At 72.9% G+C, this 15868-nt stretch carries 15 protein-coding genes; 8 read left to right on the forward strand and 7 right to left on the reverse strand.

The features are described from left to right. The first annotated feature begins 68 nt into the window (after positions 1-68). Positions 69-1571, forward strand: coding sequence for an FAD-dependent oxidoreductase (locus tag PZ894_RS10715; protein WP_275744619.1), 1503 nt, complete (start codon positions 69-71; stop codon positions 1569-1571). 3 nt (positions 1572-1574) lie between these two features. Here PZ894_RS10715 and PZ894_RS10720 read toward each other — a convergent pair whose 3' ends face one another. Further along, positions 1575-2174 (reverse strand): TetR/AcrR family transcriptional regulator, encoded by a 600-nt coding sequence (locus PZ894_RS10720; RefSeq protein WP_275744620.1) that lies wholly within the window; start codon positions 2172-2174, stop codon positions 1575-1577. A 49-nt stretch (positions 2175-2223) separates the two neighbouring features. Between PZ894_RS10720 and PZ894_RS10725 the strand changes: the two genes are divergently transcribed. Together PZ894_RS10725 and PZ894_RS10730 are read left to right on the forward strand one after the other, a co-directional pair. Next, positions 2224-3759, forward strand: coding sequence for an NAD(P)/FAD-dependent oxidoreductase (locus PZ894_RS10725; RefSeq protein ID WP_275744621.1), 1536 nt, complete (start codon positions 2224-2226; stop codon positions 3757-3759). Beyond that, a complete protein-coding gene (locus PZ894_RS10730; protein ID WP_275744623.1) occupies positions 3756-4598 on the forward strand; it encodes an SDR family NAD(P)-dependent oxidoreductase in 843 nt (280 codons plus the stop codon). The genes PZ894_RS10725 and PZ894_RS10730 overlap by 4 nt, the downstream gene beginning before the upstream one ends. Here the strand turns inward: PZ894_RS10730 and PZ894_RS10735 are convergent. Beyond that, positions 4570-5937, reverse strand: coding sequence for a threonine/serine exporter family protein (locus PZ894_RS10735; protein ID WP_275744625.1), 1368 nt, complete (start codon positions 5935-5937; stop codon positions 4570-4572). The two genes, PZ894_RS10730 and PZ894_RS10735, sit on opposite strands and share 29 nt — an antisense overlap. Before the next feature lie 23 nt (positions 5938-5960). Between PZ894_RS10735 and PZ894_RS10740 the strand changes: the two genes are divergently transcribed. Then, positions 5961-6500, forward strand: a complete 540-nt coding sequence (locus tag PZ894_RS10740) for a DUF402 domain-containing protein (RefSeq protein WP_275744627.1) — start codon at positions 5961-5963, stop codon at positions 6498-6500. Positions 6501-6519: 19 nt separating this feature from the next. Beyond that, positions 6520-7668, forward strand: a complete 1149-nt coding sequence (locus tag PZ894_RS10745) for a glutamate--cysteine ligase (protein ID WP_275744628.1) — start codon at positions 6520-6522, stop codon at positions 7666-7668. Between the two features lie 31 nt (positions 7669-7699). Here the strand turns inward: PZ894_RS10745 and PZ894_RS10750 are convergent, their stop codons facing one another. The 3 genes from PZ894_RS10750 to PZ894_RS10760 all read right to left on the reverse strand — a co-directional run bounded on the left by PZ894_RS10750 (position 7700) and on the right by PZ894_RS10760 (position 10306). Next, positions 7700-8791 carry a DNA polymerase IV gene (locus tag PZ894_RS10750; RefSeq protein WP_275744629.1) on the reverse strand — a complete coding sequence of 364 codons (1092 nt, stop codon included), beginning with the start codon at positions 8789-8791 and terminating at the stop codon, positions 7700-7702. Beyond that, positions 8788-9891, reverse strand: coding sequence for an FUSC family protein (locus PZ894_RS10755; RefSeq protein WP_275744630.1), 1104 nt, complete (start codon positions 9889-9891; stop codon positions 8788-8790). Before PZ894_RS10755 ends, PZ894_RS10750 begins: the two co-directional genes overlap by 4 nt. A gap of 94 nt (positions 9892-9985) precedes the next feature. Continuing rightward, positions 9986-10306 (reverse strand): hypothetical protein, encoded by a 321-nt coding sequence (locus tag PZ894_RS10760; protein ID WP_275744632.1) that lies wholly within the window; start codon positions 10304-10306, stop codon positions 9986-9988. A gap of 526 nt (positions 10307-10832) precedes the next feature. On the opposite strand from PZ894_RS10760, the gene PZ894_RS10765 reads away from it, so the two are divergent. Next, positions 10833-12230: a wax ester/triacylglycerol synthase family O-acyltransferase gene (locus tag PZ894_RS10765; protein WP_275744634.1), complete on the forward strand. Its 1398-nt coding sequence runs from the start codon at positions 10833-10835 to the stop codon at positions 12228-12230. On the opposite strand, the gene PZ894_RS10770 is transcribed toward PZ894_RS10765, so the two are convergent. Next, the gene (locus tag PZ894_RS10770) at positions 12227-13411 is read right to left on the reverse strand and encodes a site-specific DNA-methyltransferase (protein WP_275744636.1); all 1185 of its coding nucleotides are present in this window, start codon (positions 13409-13411) and stop codon (positions 12227-12229) included. The genes PZ894_RS10765 and PZ894_RS10770 overlap by 4 nt on opposite strands. 70 nt (positions 13412-13481) lie before the next feature. On the opposite strand from PZ894_RS10770, the gene PZ894_RS10775 reads away from it, so the two are divergent. Continuing rightward, positions 13482-14741, forward strand: a complete 1260-nt coding sequence (locus PZ894_RS10775; RefSeq protein WP_275744638.1) for a phosphodiester glycosidase family protein — start codon at positions 13482-13484, stop codon at positions 14739-14741. Between the two features lie 21 nt (positions 14742-14762). Here PZ894_RS10775 and PZ894_RS10780 read toward each other — a convergent pair whose 3' ends face one another. Then, complete coding sequence (locus PZ894_RS10780; RefSeq protein ID WP_275744640.1) at positions 14763-15221, reverse strand: hypothetical protein; 459 nt, start codon at positions 15219-15221, stop codon at positions 14763-14765. Positions 15222-15289: 68 nt separating this feature from the next. On the opposite strand from PZ894_RS10780, the gene PZ894_RS10785 reads away from it, so the two are divergent. After that, positions 15290-15868 carry a mismatch-specific DNA-glycosylase gene (locus PZ894_RS10785; RefSeq protein WP_275744642.1) on the forward strand — a complete coding sequence of 193 codons (579 nt, stop codon included), beginning with the start codon at positions 15290-15292 and terminating at the stop codon, positions 15866-15868.

Here is a 15868-nt window from a genome sequence, read left to right on the forward strand (position 1 = left end):
GGTGGTTGAGGAGGGACGAAGTCCCGTCTCGAAACCACCGCAAGTGGAACCTGTTCTAGTATCGCCCCATGGCGGAGGCTCAGGAGTACGACGTCGTCGTGGTCGGCTCGGGCGGGGGCGCGATGACGGGCGCGTTCCTCGCCCAGCTGGCCGGTCTGGCCACGGTCGTGGTCGAGAAGACCGCGCTGCTGGGCGGCACCTCGGCGTACTCCGGCGGCGCCTGCTGGCTGCCCGGCAGCCAGGTGCAGCAGCGGGCGGGCATCGCCGACTCGACCGAGTCGGCCCGGGAGTACCTGGCCGCGGTGCTGGACGCGCCGGACCGGGACGACGTCGAGGCCTTCCTCGCGCACGCGCCCGCCTTGGTCGCGGAGCTGGAGGCCGACGACGCGATCGACTTCGAGTGGCTGCCGTTCCCGGAGTACTACGACGCGCCGGGCCGGGTCCCGGCCGGTCGGTCGATCCAGCCGACCGACGTCCGGCGTGACGAGCTGCCGGCCGGCGTCGGCGACCTGGTGCGGCCCCCGGTCGAGCGCGACCGCGCCGGCGAGGCGGGCCGACGCACGCTCAGCGGCGGCCAGTCGCTGATCGCCCGGTTGCTGGCCGGCTTCCTCCGCGAGGGCGGCACCGTACTGACCGAGCTGCCGGTGACCGGCCTCGTGACCGACGGCGACCGGGTGGTCGGCGTCGCCGGGATGACGCCCGAGGGACCCGTCGAGATCCGGGCGCGGCGCGGCGTGCTGGTCGCCGCCGGCGGCTTCGAGGGGAACGCCGGGGAGCGCGCTGCGCACGGCGTGCCCGGCGACGTCGCGTGGACGATGGCGCCGCGCGGCACCAACACCGGCGAGCCGATCGCGGCGGCGGTGGCGATCGGCGCCGCGACCGACTACCGCGGCGTCGGGTGGTTCTGCCCGGGGCTGGAGCAGCCCGACGGCGCGGGGTCGTTCACGCTCGGCTTCCGGTCCGGCCTGATGGTCGACGCGACCGGGCACCGCTACGCCAACGAGTGCCTGCCCTACGACCGCTTCGGGCGGATCATGGCCGAGCGGGAGGAGCGGATCCCGTCCTGGTTCGTCTTCGACTCGCGCGAGGGCGGGCGGCTGCCCGCGATCGCGATGCCCGAGGGCGATCCGGCCGCGCACCTGGAGGCAGGCACCTGGGTTCGCGCGGACACCGTGGCGGAGCTGGCCGAGCGGATCGGCGTACCTGCCGACGCGCTGGTCGCGACCGTCGACCGCTTCAACGACCTCTGCTCGAACGGCGTCGACGAGGACTTCGGCCGCGGCGCGGACGAGTACGACACGTTCTTCACCGGCGGCGCCGGGCCCACGCCCTGCGACCGGGCGCCGTTCTACGCCGCGCGCTTCGTGCTCTCCGACCTCGGCACCAAGGGCGGGCTCGTCACCGACGCGGCCGGCCGGGTGCTGCGCGAGGACGGCACGGCGATCGCCGGCCTGTACGCCGCGGGCAACAGCGCCGCGTCGGTCTTCGGCCCGCACTACCCCGGACCGGGCGCTCCGCTCGGGTCCGCCATGGTGTTCGCCTCGCTGGCCGTGCGGCACATGCGGGCCTGAGCGTCACCGCCCCGGCGTGACCCCGACGATCGCGGGCAGCGAGCCGGTGACGATCGCGAGCAGGTCGGCACGGGTGACGCCGCGCGGATCGTCGATCCACGACAGCACGAGCTCCTCGACCATCGCGGACCAGCCGCGCACCACCAGTCTGTTGGCCGGGGTGTCGGGGACGATCTCGCCATGCACGTCCTCGCGGAACACGCGGCCGTTGAGCGCCGACCGGGCGTCCTCGTAGATCGCGCGGAGGCTCTCGTTGCCGCCCGCGGCGGCCTTGACCAGCGAGACATAGCCCTCGTGGTTGGCGACCACGTAGTCGACGTACGCCGTCACCGACGTCAGCAGTCGCTCCAGGGGGTCGCCGTCGGTCGGCGGCGTGGTCTGCGCGATGAGGTCGTCGGCGGCGTGCCGTACGACCGCCTCGTGGAAGGCCTGCTTGCTGCCGAAGTAGTGGTAGAGAAGACCCCGGGAGATGCCCGCCTCCTCGGCGAGCAGGTCGATCGAGAGCTCGTCGAGCGACCGGTGAGCGAGCAGGCGCACGCCGAGGTCGAGCAGCTGCTCGCGGCGCCGCTCCGGCGAGAGCCGGGTACGAGGGGTCGTGGTCACGCGACCACTCTATTGACGTCCGTTCAATAGCGCCAGTACCGTCGACGCCATGGGTGTCCAGCACGTCGACCACCTCGTCGACCACCTCGTCGACCACCTCGTCGACCACCTCGTCGTCGGCGCCGGCTTCGCGGGCCTCTGCGCCGCGATCAAGCTGCAGGAGGACGGCGAGCGCGACTTCCTCGTCGTCGAGAAGGGCTCCGACGTGGGCGGCACCTGGCGCGACAACACCTACCCCGGGGCGGCGTGCGACGTGCCGAGCCAGCTCTACTCGTTCTCGTTCGCGCCCAACCCCGAGTGGTCGATGTCCTACAGCCCGCAGCCGGAGATCCAGGCGTACCTGCGCAGGGTCGCCGAGCGCTCCGGCACGCTCGACCGCTTCGAGCTCGACACCTCGTTCGACGACGCCGCCTGGGACGACGCCACCGCTCGCTGGATCGTGCAGGTCACCGGTCCGGCCGGCCGGCGCACCATCGGCGCCCGCACGCTGATCGTCGGCGCCGGCGGGCTCTCGGAGCCGCGGCTGCCCGACATCGAGGGCATTGAGACCTTCCAGGGGCCCCTCTTCCACTCCGCACGCTGGGACCACACGGTCGACCTCGCCGGCAAGCGGGTCGCGGTGATCGGCACCGGCGCCTCGGCGATCCAGATCGTGCCGGAGCTGCAGCGGACCCTGGCAGCCACCGGCGGCCACCTCGACGTCTACCAGCGCACGGCGCCGTGGGTGATTCCCCGCAACGACCGCAGGTACGGCGCGCTCGAGCGGCAGGCGCTGCGCCGCGTCCCGGCGCTGGGACGCCTCTACCGGACCGGGATCTACTGGGCCCACGAGGCCTACGTGCCGGCGTTCACGATCGAGCCGAGGATCGCGCTGCCCGCCCGCAAGGCCGCGGAGGCCAACATCCGCAAGGGCATCGGCGACCCGACGCTGCGCGCGAAGGTGACGCCGCACTTCGCGATCGGGTGCAAGCGGATCCTGCGCTCGAACACCTACTACCCCGCGCTCGCCGCCGACAACACCGAGCTGGTCACCGACCCGGTCGCGAAGGTGACCGGCGACGCGATCGTGACCGCCGACGGCGTCGAGCGGCCGGTCGACGTGCTCGTCGTGGCGACCGGGTTCTGGACGACCGAGCTGCCGGTGACCGAACACATCTCCGGCCCGGCCGGGCGCAGCCTCGCCGACGTCTGGCGCGAGGGCGGCATGGCGGCCTACAAGGGCACGACCGTGCCGGGCTTCCCGAACCTCTTCATGATCGTCGGCCCCAACACCGGCCAGGGCCACACCAGCATGGTCTTCATCATCGAGGCGCAGGTCGCCTACATCCGCGATGCCATCCGCACCCTGCGCGAGCGCGGCTGGGCGGCCGTCGAGCCGCGCGCGGGCGCGTTCCGCCGCTGGAACGCCGACCTGCAGCGCCGGATGAAGCGCACGGTCTGGACGCGCGGCGGCTGCCGGAGCTGGTACCTCGACGAACACGGCCACAACACGACCCTGTGGCCGAAGGCGACGTTCACCTTCCGGCGCCGGCTCGCCCGATTCGACGCGGACGCCTACGACGTACGACAGGAGATGACAGCGTGAAGGACTTCAACGGCAAGGTCGTCGTGATCACGGGCTCCGGCTCGGGGATCGGCAGGGCGCTGGCGGTCAACCTCGCCGGCCGCGGCGCCCGGCTCGCGATCTCCGACGTGAACGACGACGGCCTCGCCGAGACCGTCGACCTCGTGAAGGGCGCGGGTGCGCGCGAGGTCCGTTCGGACCACCTCGACGTGGCCGACCGGGCCGCGTTCGCGACGTACGCCGCGACCGTGGTCGACCACTTCGGTCAGGTGAACCTCGTGGTCAACAACGCCGGCGTCGCCCTGGCCGGCGACCTCGTCGACCTCGAGTACGACGACATGGACTGGATCATGGGCATCAACTTCTGGGGTGTCGTGCACGGCACGAAGGAGTTCCTGCCGCACCTGATCGCGTCCGGCGACGGCCACCTCGTGAACATCTCCTCGCTCTTCGGGCTGGTGTCGATGCCCGGCCAGAGCCTGTACAACTCGGCGAAGTACGCCGTGCGCGGACTCTCCGAGGCGGTGCGCGAGGAGATGCTCGTCGCCGGCCACCGGGTCGGCGTCACCGTCGTGCACCCGGGCGGCATCAAGACCGCGATCGCCCGCAACGCCCGCTACTCGGCGGCCGAGGACGGCGTCGAGAGCGCGAAGAGGTTCGACGAGAAGCTCGCGAAGATGACCCCCGAGCGGGCCGCCGAGATCATCGTCGCCGGAGTCGAGAAGGACAAGGCGCGCGTGCTCGTCGGCCTCGACGCCCACGCCGTGCACCACCTCGCGAAGCTGACCGGGTCGCGCTACCAGGACATCGTGGCGCGCGGCTACCGCAAGGTCATGCCTGCGAAGACGACGATCGTCTGAGCCTCGTCTCGCTCCGGTTGCGCGCCTTGATGCGCAGCGGTCCGACCAGGCGCGGGCCGGCGAGCCGGCTCTCGAGCTTGCGGGCCTCGCGCTGGATCGGCTGGGCGACGTACTCCCCGAGGATCACCCCGGCCGCGAGCGCGAGTGCGACCGAGCCGGCGGTGAAGAGCGCCAGCAGCCCCTCCGACGTGGCGGCGCCGCCCTCGGAGAGCAGGCTCAGGCCGCGGTAGATCGAGAGGCCCGGCAGCATCGGCACGACCGCCGGGACGACCACGACGAGGGGCGGGACCCGCAGCCGGGCGGCGACGCCGTAGCTGACCAGCCCGACGAAGAACGCCGCGACCGCGGTCGGCCACGAACGGCCGATGCCGCTGACGTTGGCCGACTGCGAGATCAGCATCGCGATCGCGGCCACCAGGCCGATGGTGGCCAGCGCGCGGCGGGGGGCGTAGGAGGCGAACGCGAACGCCGCCGCACAGATCGCGGCGCCGATCGCCGCGACCGAGGCCTGCTTCAGGTCGGCCGCCGCACCCGGGTCGAGACGGCCGACGTCGACGCCGAGCACGGTGCCGATCTGGAGGCCGCCGCCGACGCCGGCGATGATGCCGGCGGTCGCGAGCAGCGCCTCGGTCAGCCGGGCGCCGGCGGTGACGTAGAAGCCGGACAGGGCGTCCTGCAGGGCGCCCATGAAGCCGATGCCGGCGAGCAGCATGATGATGTTCGCGGTCACCACGACCGAGGGGTCGAGGTCGGCCGGCGTGGCGGCGACCGCGACGGCGATCAGGGTCGCGACCCCGCCACCGGCGACCTGGAGGTAGAAGAACGGCAGTCGTCGCCGGGCCATCACCATCTGGAGCCGGTCGATGCAGACCGCCGCCACGAACGCGATCGACACGACCTCCCAGCCACCTCCGAGCTGGAGGCCCACGCCCGCGCACATCGCGCCCCAGCCGAGCGTCGCCGCCCAGCGCGGCAGGGTGTGGCCGGACGAGACGATGCGGGCCAGCCGGCCCCGCGCGTCCTTGAGGTCGGCCTCGCCGCGGAGCACGTCGCGCACCAGGTGGTCGACCAGCGTCAGGTCCTCGTAGTCGATGTCACGCTGCTTGACCTGCCGGATGAGCACGAACGACGGGAGCTCCGGGTCGGGCTGGAAGCTCATCGACAGCGACGTGAACGTCACGTCCACCTCGGGGTGGCGGACGCCGAGCTGCCACGACAGCGCCTGCATCGTCGCGGTGACGTCCGCCGCGCCGGCGCCCGAGGAGAGAAGCAGCTCGCCGACGCGGAGGCAGAAGTCGAGAGTCAGGTTCAGCTCGCGAGCCTCCAACATGGCCGCCATGCTCGCAGGTCTAGGTTGTGCACGTGCCACTCGCCCGGGGAGACGACGTCCGTGTCGTGATGTCCAAGTGGGGAGACCGCCCGCACTGGGAGTTCGACGCGATCTTCCTCGGCAGCGACCCACACGGCGACTGGCTCGGCATCCCGGCCGGCACCGCGATGGCGCGACCCGGCGCGACCTACGTCGCGCCGACCCACCAGGTCGGCCTGGTGCCCCCGGCCGGACCCGACGCGGAGCGCGGATGGCTCGCGACCATCCACGACGTCGGCGGGCCGGTGCGGGTCTACGTCGACATCACCACCCCACCGACCTGGGACGGCCCGACGCTCCGGGCGGTCGACCTCGACCTCGACGTCATCCTCGGCCACACGGGCCGGGCGTGGGTGGACGACGAGGACGAGTTCGCCGACCACCGGATCCGGTTCGGCTACCCCGACGAGGTCACCCGGGCCGCCATGGCCTCCTGCGACCGGGTGCACGCTCTCGTGGCCCGCGGGCACGCGCCGTACGACGGCAGTGCGACCGTCTGGCTCGCCCGGCTGGGGGACTTGTTGCCCCGTTGAGGTGTGGAACGCTGGTGCCGTGCGCATCGACTTCCACGGTTCGCCGGAGCCGACGCTGGGCGTCGAGTGGGAGCTCGCGCTCGTCGACCGCCGCACCCGGGACCTGCGCAACGACGCCACCCACCTCTTCGCCCGCGTCAAGCCGCGGCTCGCGGACCCGTCCAGGTTGCACAAGGAGCTGCTTCGCAACACCGTCGAGGTCGTCAGCGGCGTCTGCCACACGGTCGAGGAGGCGATGGCCGACCTGCGCGGCACCCTCGAGGTCGTGGTCCCGGCCGGCGACGAGCTCGACATCGACCTCTACGGCGCCGGCACCCATCCGTTCGCGTCGTGGACCGTGCAGCAGCTCAGCGAGGGGCACCGCTACGAGGAGCTGATCAACCGCACCCAGTGGTGGGGTCGACAGATGCTGATCTGGGGGGTGCACGTGCACGTCGGGCTGCCCGAGCAGAAGCGCGTCATGGGCGTGCTCTCGGCGCTGCTGAACTACCACCCGCACCTCCAGGCGCTCTCCGCCTCGTCGCCGATCTGGGCCGGACTCGACACCGGCTACGCCTCCAACCGGGCGCTGATGTTCCAGCAGCTGCCGACCGCGGGGCTGCCCTTCCAGTTCACCGAGTGGCCGGAGTTCGAGACGTTCGTGCAGGACCAGCTGACCACCGGGGTGATCGAGGTGCTCTCCGAGATCCGCTGGGACGTCCGGCCGGCCCCGCACCTCGGCACGCTCGAGAACCGAGTCTGCGACGGCGTCTCCACGCTGGCCGAGCTGGCCGCGCTGACCGCCCTGATGCACTGCCTGGTCGTCGACCTCGACGCCCGGATGGCGGCCGGCGAGGAGCTGCCCACCCTCCCGCCGTGGCACGTGCAGGAGAACAAGTGGCGCGCCGCCCGCTACGGCCTCGACGCGATCATCATCACCGACGCGGACTCCCACGAGCGGCTCGTCACCGACGACCTGACCGATCTGCTCGAGCGGCTCGCCCCCGTCGCCGAGCGGCTGGGGTGCGCCGCCGAGCTCGCCTCGGTCGCCGACATCTGGCACGGCGGCGCGTCGTACCAGCGCCAGCGGGCCGTGGCCGCGGACACCGAGGGCGACCTGGTGGCGGTGGTCGACTCGGTCGTGCGGGAGCTGCGCGCCAGCCTGGGTCCGCGCTACGCCGGCCGGTAGCCACGGCAGGAGGCCGCCCCGTCGGCCGCCGTCAGTAGCCGTCGGGTGGCGGCACCATCTCGAGGCGGACACCGAGCAGCCGGACCGGTCGGTCGTGCTCCACCCGGTCGAGCAGCGACACGGCGGCCTCGGCGAGCACGTCGGGGTCGTTGCTCGGCTCGGGCAGGGTGAGGCTGCGGCTGAGCGTGATGAAGGGTCTCAGCCGGATCTTCAGGCCCACGCGGGCGGCCGGGCGCCCCTCGGCGTCGATGTCCTCGACCGCGCGCCGGGTGATCCGCCGCGTGGCCTCGGCCACCTCGTGCCAGTCCTCCAGGTCCTCCTGGAAGGTCTCCTCCCGGCCGTGCGCCCGTGGCACCCACGGCGTCGCGTCCACGGGGCTGGTGTCGACGCCGCGGCCGAGTCGGTGGAACCACGGCCCCATCGTGGGCCCGATCTCGGCCGCCAGCGCCCGGGCGTCGGAGGCGGCGAGCTGATCGACCGTGTCGATGCCGAGCGCGGCCAGCCGCTTGCCGGTCCTGCTGCCGATGCCCCACAACGCCGTCGTCGGGCGTCGGCCCATCACCTCCTGCCAGTTCTGCGCCGTCAGCTGCCACACGCCGCGCGGCTTGCCGAAGTCGGTCGCGATCTTCGCGCGCAGCTTGTTGTCGCCGATGCCCACCGAGCAGTGCAGCCCGCTCGCCTCGAGCACGGCGCTCCGGACCCGACCGGCGTACTCCCGCGGGTCGCCGAGCTCCCCGTGCGCCGGACCGGGGGCCAGGAACGCCTCGTCCCACCCGAGCACCTCCAGCACGACCGGGGCGCCACCCCAGGTGAGGGCCCGCAGCGCCGCCATCACCTGCGCCGAGGCCTCGTTGTAGGCCTCCTTGTCGACGGGGAGGAACACCGCCTCGGGGCACTTGCGGGCCGCGACCCGCAGCGGCATGCCGGAGCCGACGCCGAACGCGCGTGCTTCGTACGACGCGGTCGACACCACCCCACGCTCGGTCGGATCGCCCCGCCCGCCCACGACCACCGGCAGTCCGGCCAGCTCGGGGTGGCGCAGCACCTCGACCGCCGCCAGGAACTGGTCGAGGTCGACGTGCAGCACCCACGGCTGCCCCTCGGGACCCTGACGGACCGTCATCTGGGCGGCGGGGGCAGGGCGTCGGTGGACTCGAGCTGCTCGAGGCCCGAGACCATCAGCAGGTCGACGATCACGGACCGGAGCTGGGCGAGCACCGCCTCGGAGGCCAGCACGTCGGTGCGCTCCACGCGACCGGTCGCCTCACCGACCGTCAGCAGCGGCAGCCGGGCGGCCACCGCCATCCGGTCGGCCGCCAGCTCGGCGGCGGCCAGCTCGGCGGCGTCGGCCAGGTCGCGTGTCAGCCGGGCGTACGACTGGGGCACCGGCCGCCGGTGGTAGGCCGCGACCGCGGTCTGCCGGACGAGCACCCGGGTGCTGCGCAGTGCCCTGTCGAGCGGGTCGACCAGCTCGGACATCTTGCGCAGGTCGTCGCGGTGTCGCACCCGGAACGGCGACGACGTGACCACGTCGAGCCCCTCGTCGGCGGCGGCCTGGAGCTCCCGGATCAGGTAGTCGGTCGAGCGCGCGTCGGCGAGCAGGTCGAGCGCGGCCTCCGCCTCGCCGTCCGCCATCACGTCCGCCGCCGCTCGCAGTAGCCCGGCGATCTTGCGCATCACGACCGACGCCTGCTCGCGGGGCCGTCGCAGCGGGGCGGCGGGCACCACTGTGGCGGCCAGGAGCGCCACCGTTCCACCGATGACGGCGTCGGTCCAGCGGGTGAACGCGGCGCCCGGGTCCGGCACCAGCGAGGCGACCACGATCGACTGCACCGCCGCCTGGGTGACCAGCAGCGGGCCGCCGTCGAGCAGGATCGCCGCGGTCATCGACAAGGCCACGATCAGGGCGATCTGCCACGCCCCGGAGCCCAGCCAGACGACGAGCAGGTCGGCGAGGAAGACGCCGACGGCGACGCCGACGGTGACCTCGATGACCCGGCGGATCCGTTGGCCGTAGGAGGTGCCGAGGGCGACCACGGCGGCGACCGGGGCGAAGAACGGCGTCGGATGTCCGAACAGATCGGCGGCGACGAACCACGCGGCGCCCGCGGCGACGGCGCACTGGCCGATCTGCCACCACTTCGAGCGCCACCGCCGCAGACGGGCCCGGACGGACGTGCGGCCCCGGTCCCACGCCCGGTCGAGCGGTCCGGCCTCCTCCACAGCGCCGATCCTGCCACGATCGGCGGACCCGACCGGCGCGTCGGCCGCCCGGTGCGCCCGGTGCGCTCACTGCGCCCGGGGACCGGCGCGTTGCTCACGACGCGTGCGCCCACGCGAGCGCCTGCTGGAGGACGGCGAGGTCGTCGTACCAGGTGCGCACCTCGGCGCGGCAGCGCACCCGGTCGACGCGGCGGTCGTACTCCCCGCACTCGGCGCGCGCCTCGGACCGGGTCGGCGGGAAGAGCTCGGTGCCGTCGAGATGCCGGATGCCGAACCCGTTCTCGGCGTCGCCGGTGACCTCGACGACCGTGTCGCCCCGCGGAGCCGGCGGGTCCCCCTTCGCCGCCGCGGCGACACCGAAGCCGCAGCCGGTGGTGGCGACGACGGCGGCGATCAGGACGGTCAGGTTGCGCATGGTGCCTCCCGGAAGCTCGGGCACCGGCCGATTCCGGTGCGCCGACGACGCTAGGAGCGCTCGGCGACATCGACCGGCCGGGGCGCCGGCGCCTGGGGAGAACGACGTCGGGAGGGCCCCTGTGGACGAAATCCGGCTCTGCCGGCAGTCCGTCGTACCCCGCGGCCGGGGTGCGGTCGGGCGTGGCTTGATCGAGGCTTGATCGAGGCTTCATCGAGGCTTCATCAAGGGATGTGGTCGACGTCGCGCCTCCCCGACCGAGCTCACCACGGGAACCGGGGGCTGACCTTCATCCCTTGATGAAACTGCGCCCGCCGCGCCCGCCGACGAGCGCTCCCGTCGCGGCGCCGGCGGCGATGAGGACGGAGAGTGCAGTGAGCAGCGGACGGCGGACCATGGGTGCTCCCGGGGCGGGTCGACGATGTTCGCCTCGAGCCCATCTCGACTGCCCGGCGTGGCGCAACGGTGGAAACCCTTGCGTCGGAGGACGGGTTGTGGCGGCAGTCACGAGCGGCGATAGTGCAGCGTGGTCTCACTCATCGATCCCACGGGGACGGCGTTCCTGCTCGCGGAGAGCCGCAGCATGCCCATGCACGTCGGCGGTCTGCACCTCTTCGAGAAGCCCGAGGGGGCCGGCCGCGGCTACGGGCGGCAGATGTACGAGGCGATGCGCGACGTCGCGGAGGTCGCGCCGCTCTTCCTCAAGCGCCCGCACCGGTCGCTGACGACGGCCGGGCAGCTGGTCTGGGTCGAGGACGACCAGTTCGACATCGAGCACCACGTGCGGCACGGCGCGTTGCCGAAGCCGGGCCGGATCCGCGAGCTGCTCGAGCTCACCGGTCGGCTCCACGGCACCCGTCTCGCGTGGGAGCGCCCGCTCTGGGAGGCGACGGTCATCGAGGGCCTGCGCGACGGCCGGATCGCGCTCTACACGAAGACCCACCACGCGCTCGTCGACGGCATCTCCGCGATGCGGCTGCTGCAGAGCGTGCTGTCGACCGACGGCGAGCGCGCCGGCATGCCGGCGCCGTGGGACGCCCGCACCCGGGAGCGCCGTACGTCGGGCACCGAGCCGGGCGACCTCACCGACCTCCCGGCGCGCACCCTCCGCTCGGCGCTGGGCATCGCGGCGCAGGCGGCGGGGATGCCGGGCGCCCTGGCACGCACCGTGACCAAGGGCGTGCGCAACGAGACCTCGTCGATCTCTCTGCACGCGCCGCGCACGATCTTCAACCAGAAGATCACGGGGTCGCGCCGCTTCGCCGCGCAGGACTGGCCGATCGCGCGGCTGCGCGCGATCGGCAGGGCGACCGGCACCACGATCAACGACGTCGTGCTCGCGATGTGCGCCGGCGCCGTGCGCGCCTACCTGCTCGAGCTCGACGCCCTCCCGGACGCACCACTCGTGGCGATGGTGCCGGTCGGCCTCAACGCGAGGCAGGCGCACGCGGCGTCGACCGACGGCGGCAACGCGGTCGGCTCGGTGATGTGCCAGCTCGGCACCGACCTGGCGGACCCCGCGGACCGGCTGACCGTCATCCACACGTCGATGGCCGACGGCAAGCAGGCGCTCTCGAGCATGACGCCCGCCCAGATCCTCGCGATGAGCGCCCTCGGCCAGGCGCCCGCGATCATCGCGCCGCTGCTGCGGATGGAGGGCGTGGTGCGCCCGCCGTACAACCTGGTGATCAGCAACGTGCCCGGCCCGCGCACCACGCACTACTGGAACGGCGCGCGTCTGGACGGCACCTACCCGCTCTCCATCCCGATCAACGGCATGGCGCTCAACATCACCTGCACGTCGTACGACGGCAAGCTCGCCTTCGGGCTGATCGGCTGCCGTCGCACCGTGCCCCACCTGCAGCGGATGCTCACCCACCTCGATGACGAGCTCGCCGCCCTGGAGAAGGCCGCGGCCGTCTAGGACAGCTCCTCGTAGCCGCCGCCGACGGTGTCGGCGACCGCCTGGAGCCGGGCGCGGGTGATGTCCGCGACGGTGCGGAGCCCGGCGACCTGGGCGTTCGACCCGACGCGGGTGGGCTCGGCGGAGTTGATGCTCACGCAGCGGCGGGTGCCGCCGTCGAGGTCGTTCTGGAGCGCGACGGCGTGCCCGGTCGTGCCGCTGCCGGCGAAGAAGTCGACCACCAGCGCGTCGTCGGGCATGGTGCCCAGGATCCGCCGCACCAGCCCGGTCGGCTTCGGCGACTCGAAGACGTGACCGACCAGCTCCTTGAGCTCGGCGACGGCGGTGTCGGTGGAGCCGACCTCCTCCGCCAGCCAGATCGTGCGCAGCTTCTTGCGACGACCGCCGGGGGTGTCACGGTGCAGCCAGTCGCGCTGGTAGACGTCGATCCGCTCCCCCGTCCTGCCCTTCACCACCCGGCAGACCACGTCGTCGGGCCGCGCCTCGATCAGCGGCCGGCTCCACCGCCACACGGCCGGCGTGCCGTCGCCGAAGACCGGCGTGATCTCCACCGCACCCTCGAACGGCGCCGTGCTCACCCGCCCGCTCGCGGCGTCGCCCCAGACCGGGAAGTGCAGGGTGCGGGCCGTGACCGGGTTGAACTTCTTGTTGGTGTTGCGCAGCGGCAGGTGGCGGTAGCGGCGCCCGTCCGCCGCGGTCAGCGGGAAGTCGCGCTCGTCGACGGTGTCCGGGCTGCTGGCGTCGAGGACGGTACGGCGAACGTCGCGGGCGTAGACGAGCAGGTACTCGTGGCTCGTCGCGAAGCCCTTGCCCAGCTGCCGACCCTTCGGGTTGAGGTTGACCACGACCTGCGCGAGCAGGTTGTCCTCGCCGAACACCTCGTCCATGAGCAGCCGCAGGTGGGCCACCTCGTTGTCGTCGATGCTGACGAAGATCGCGCCGGTCCGGGCCAGCACGTCGCGGGCGGCGACCAGCCGCGGCCGCATCATCGCCACCCACGCCTCGTGCCGGCTGCGGCGCGAACCATCCGCGCGGAAGTCGTCGCGGTAGGCGAAGTCGTTGCCGGTGTTGTACGGCGGGTCGATGTAGACCAGGTCGACGGCGCGGCCCAGCAGCGCCGGCAGCGTCGGCAGCACGTCGAGGTTGTCGCCCTCGACGAAGACGTTCCACGGCTCGCCCACACCGGCAGCGTAGAGACACACGTGACCCGGGTGAGCGATCCACGCCCATGCGCGACCTACCCTTGGGCAGGTGCGCACTCGGCTTACCTTGACCGCCGGACTCACCGCCTGTGCTCTCGTCGCGGCCTCTCCCGCCCTCGGCGACCCCGGACCGGACCGGCCGCCGACGTCGGGGCGGCACTACGCGGTGCAGAAGGACCACTCGCAGGGACGCTCGCTCAACCCACGGCACACCTCGGGTGACGAGCCGGGGTGGATCGCGCCGCGGCTCTCCCCGGGGCAGCGTCGCGCACCGGCCCGCAAGACCGAGGCGACGTCGTACGCCGTCGTGCCGGGCGTGACCTACTCGACCTGGACGCAGACCGACGCGCGCGGGCCGATCGTCGCCCACCTGCTGACCGTCGACCCGAAGGCTCCCGGTGTCGGGGTCAACTACCTCGCACCGAAGCGGGTCGCCGAGACCTCCCCGCTGGGGACCATGCTCGAGGACGAATCGAAGGCGGTGGCCGGCGTCAACGGCGACTTCTTCGACATCGGCCGCACCGGCGCCCCCCTCGGCCTGGGGCTGGCCAAGGCGAAGAAGCTGCTCCACGGGCGCGTAGAGGGGTGGAACTCCGCCTTCTACTTCGACAAGTCCGGCGACCCCCAGATCGGTGAGCTTCCGATGATCGCCCGCGTGCGCAAGCACCGGCGCATCGACGTGACGGGGCTCAACCAGCCGTTCGTCGCGCGCAACGGCGTCGGCGTCTACACGAAGGCGTGGGGCAAGACCGACGGCTACACGATGACCCAGGGGCAGCGGAAGCACATCCGCGTGGTGTGGGTGCGCAAGCACCGCGTCTACAAGGTCCGCAGGGTCCTGAAGAACAACCGCAAGATCCCCGGCACGATCCTCGTCGGCCGCGGCGACGGCGCCCGGCAGCTGAAGAAGCTGAAGAAGGGCCGCAAGGTCGTCGTCAAGGCCTGGCTCAAGGGTCACCCCAAGATGGCGATCAGCGGCGACCGGCCGCTGATCGACGACGGCGTCATCAAGGTCGTCGACAACCGCGTGATGCATCCGCGGACCGCGGTCGGCGTCGACCGGGAGTCCGGCCAGATCCTGCTGCTGGTCATCGACGGCCGCTCGTCGGCGAGTCGCGGCTACACGATGGTCGAGCTCGCCAACCTGATGATCGACCTCGGTGCCGACGAGGCGCTCAACCTCGACGGCGGTGGCTCGTCGACGATGATCGCGCGGGACGCGACCGGCGCCGACCAGGTGCTCAACCGGCCCTCCGACGGCTACCAGCGCTGGGTCGCGAACGGGATCCAGGTGACCTACAAGCCGTAGCCCGGGTCAGGCTCGGGCGGCTCAGGCCGGCACGAGCACGAGCGCCACGCTGGTGATCGGCGCGAAGCACTGCTTGGTCGGCGACGGCAGCACCGCCCGCACGGTGAGCTGGTCCCCGGTGGCCGTCCCCGTCACCCGGGTCGGCACCTCGCAGCCGATGGCGACCACCGCCGCGGCCAGCCGTCGCCCCTCCGGCACGTCCGTCCGCCGCGCGGCCCGCACGATCTCGCCCTGGAGGCGGTCATTGCGGAACTGGTCGGCGTACGCCCGCACCGCCGGCTCGTCGGGCAGCAGGGTCGGCTCGGTCGTCACGTGGCCACCGGCGGAGGTGCCGGTCAGCACGGCGACCTCCTCGATCGCCGTGCTCGCCGGAGCGCCCGGGACTCCCCCGGGAGCATCGCCTCCCTCGCCGGTGTCGTCACCGCAGCCCGACGCCGTCAGGAGCAGGACCAGCACGAGCGTCCCGAGTGTTCGTCGCATGGTGGTTCGACGGTAGTGGTGGCCACCGGGTTCCGGCGAGCCCCGCCGGACGTGGCAGGCTTGCCGCCGTGGCCCGCTTCACCCGCGCCGAGCTGGAGTCCTTCCGCGACGCGGAGGTCCCGGACCTGCTGCCGGGCCCGGACGATCCCGAGCTCCGGCTGCTGTTCGTCGGCATCAACCCCGGGCTGTGGACGGCCGCGACGCAGACGCACTTCGCGCACCCGGGCAACCGCTTCTATCCCGCACTGCTCCTCGCCGGGATCGTCACCGAGCCGATCAGCCCGTCGGACGGCATGACGGACGCCGACCGCGACCGGCTGCGCGCCCGCGGCATCGGCATCACCAACATCGTGCGCCGCGCGACCGCCCGGGCGGCCGAGCTCTCCGACGCCGAGCTGCGGTCCGGCGGGCTGCAGCTCGTCGAGACCGTACGCCGCGCGTCGCCGCGCGTCGTCGCGATCGCCGGGGTCACGGCGTACCGGGTCGCCTTCGGCCAGCGCCGCGCCGCGCTCGGCCGCCAGTCGGAGCCCCTCGAGGGCGCCGAGGTGTGGGTCGTGCCGAACCCCAGCGGGCTCAACGCCCACGAGACGGTTGCCTCGCTGGCGGTCGCCTATGCCGAGGCCGCGCGGGCGGCCGGGGTCGTGTGA

Origin of the sequence: Nocardioides sp. YIM 152315, from assembly GCF_029210375.1 — a bacterium.
In the GTDB taxonomy this organism is placed as follows: domain Bacteria; phylum Actinomycetota; class Actinomycetes; order Propionibacteriales; family Nocardioidaceae; genus Nocardioides.